3 protein-coding genes are annotated in these 2,457 nt (G+C 54.9%); all 3 read left to right on the plus strand.

Annotated features, from left to right (window positions below; translation table 11 throughout):
• Window positions 1-91: 91 nt before the first annotated feature.
• Complete coding sequence (locus tag AB4043_RS24820) at window positions 92-1,195, plus strand: ABC transporter permease (protein WP_442302880.1); 1,104 nt, start codon at window positions 92-94, stop codon at window positions 1,193-1,195.
• Window positions 1,188-1,625: an ABC transporter ATP-binding protein gene (locus AB4043_RS24825; RefSeq protein ID WP_442308435.1), complete on the plus strand. Its 438-nt coding sequence runs from the start codon at window positions 1,188-1,190 to the stop codon at window positions 1,623-1,625. The genes AB4043_RS24820 and AB4043_RS24825 overlap by 8 nt, the downstream gene beginning before the upstream one ends.
• Before the next feature lie 131 nt (window positions 1,626-1,756).
• A complete protein-coding gene (locus tag AB4043_RS24830; protein WP_442302878.1) occupies window positions 1,757-2,236 on the plus strand; it encodes a DoxX family protein in 480 nt (159 codons plus the stop codon).
• The last annotated feature ends 221 nt before the right edge of the window (window positions 2,237-2,457 follow it).

Below are 2,457 nucleotides of genomic sequence, written 5' to 3' on the forward strand. Positions count from 1 at the left end.
CTTCCCGGCGGGGTGCCCCGCCCTCGCAACGCTAGGGTGGGTTAGGAATACCTCCCGGGATACCCAGCAACAGGAAAAATACTCTAGAATTTTGGTATTGCTTACCAAGCTTACATTTGCCAATCTTGCGCACCGGCCTGTTCGAACCCTGCTTAGCATTCTGGCCATCGCGGTTGAAGTGACCATGATCCTCACCCTCGTTGGAGTGAGTAATGGCACTTTGCATGAATCAGCTCGCCGCGCGCGTGGAAGTGGAGCAGACATTCTGGTACGCGCACCCGGCGCCTCGTCGGCCCTGACGCTGAGTTCCTCCCCGATGAGCGACAAGTTCGTCAACGTTCTTCGGCAGGAACCGCATATTACGTTGGCGACTGGAACGATGGTGCAGCCGCTCGAACTCTTCGATACGATTACCGGCATCGATCTGGATCAGTTCACCCGTATGAGCGGAGGATTCCGCTTCACGCAGGGTGGGCCTCCGGTCAACGACATGGACATGATCGTGGACGAACCATATGCCCGTGAAAAGCATCTGCGGGTGGGCAGCACCGTCACGCTGCTGACACAGAAGTGGACTATCTCCGGAGTCTACGAGCCCGGGAAGCTGGCTCGTATCTGTGTCAAATTACCCGTGCTGCAGCGCGTTACGGGAAATCCTGGCCGCCTGAGCCAGGTGTATCTCAAGGTCGACGATTCCGGTAAAGCACAGAGCATTGTCGATGCCCTGCGGAAGACCTACCCGGAATATCCTATCTACACCATGGAGTACTACACCTCGCTGCTTCAGGTAAGCAGCGTAGGCCTCCTGCGCAACTTCACCTATGTCGTGATTGGCGTTGCCATGATCGTTGGGTTCATTGTCGTCTTCATGGCCATGTATACGGCCGTTCTTGAACGAACAAGGGAGATCGGCATTCTGAAGGCAGTCGGCAGTTCCTCAGGCATGATCCTCAGCATGCTCTTACGCGAGACTTTGCTGCTGGCAATCATAGGGACCATCGTCGGCATTCTACTGACGTATGTCACTCAATGGCTGATCGTTCACTTTGCACCGGGCGGAATGACGCAGGAGACAGTGTACGCATGGTGGCCCATTACCGGGGCAATCGCCATTGTTGGATCTCTGGCCGGCGCAATTGTTCCGGGCCTCAAAGCGGTCCGTCAGGACGCGACGGAGGCTCTCTCTTATGAGTAAGATGCCCATTATTCAGGTTCGCCAGCTGACCAAGACATACCGGGTAGGCGACGTGGATGTGCATGCCCTACGAGGGATGGATCTAGACGTTGCCAAAGGCGAGTTCATCGCTGTCGTTGGGTCGTCTGGATCAGGCAAGTCCACTCTCTTCAATATCCTTGGAGGACTGACTCCCCCTTCGACCGGAAGCATCCATATTGGAGGCAAGGATTTGTCTCACATGACGAATGCCGAACGGACGAACATGCGTAAGAACACAGTAGGTTTTGTATTTCAGAAGTACAACCTGCTGCCAACTCTTTCAGCAGAAGACAACATCAAGATTGTGAAATACATCGGCGGGAATGGGACAGATCTTGATTCCTCCTTCCAGGACGTTCTTCATCTACTTGGAATCGCGGAGAGGCTCAAACACGCAAGGTTCACATGAAGGACGGGAAATTGGTCCAGACTGCTTAGAGTCACCACACTAGAGCGCAGCAGCCCACATTTCCAGTCACCGCAGAGATTATTTCCTGTAACTCCCGGGGCGCCATAGCGTCCTACTGCGGGAGAACAGCGATGAATCAAGCTATGCCCTTGTGGCATCGCGTACAAGAGACGTTGAAACCATATGCCACCATCCCCCTGCGGCTGATCGTGGGATATGGTTTTCTTGCCCATGGAATCGCCAAGTGGAATAAGGGACCGGAGGCATTCGCGGCCATTCTCACGATGGCTCATGTCCCCGCGCCTCACCTGATGGCCTGGCTCACCCTATTCATCGAAGCCTTCGGTGGACTCGCGATGCTGTGCGGGGCTTTCGTGAACCTGGTGGCTCTTCCGGCGATTGGTCTCTTAGTCGTCGCGATTCTGACCGTTCATCTGCCGTACGGCTTCAGCTCCATCAAGCTGATAAAGATCGTCGATGGCCGCGCGCAGTTCGGTCCTCCGGGGTATGAGTGCAATCTGCTCTATATCGCCTGCATCGTGGCGCTTGTGATGGCTGGTTCCGGTCCGTGGTCGGTTGATGCCTGGCGACTTCGCAGGAGAGGTGCCTGACATTTCGAAATAGCTGACGCACTGGGTGCCCCATTCACGCGGAGCGTGAGTGGGAGATTCGAGCGTAGCTCGAACCGCATTTTCATTTTCTAGAGAAGAACATCCAGGTCAGCTTCACTGGCGATACCAGATAGAAGGAAATCTACTTCAACGAACACTAAGATCAGACGGATTCGAGCTTCGCTCGAACATCCCACCCATTGCTACGCAATGGATGGGGC

The sequence above is a fragment of the Terriglobus sp. YAF25 genome, from assembly GCF_052113305.1.
Lineage (GTDB): Bacteria > Acidobacteriota > Terriglobia > Terriglobales > Acidobacteriaceae > Terriglobus.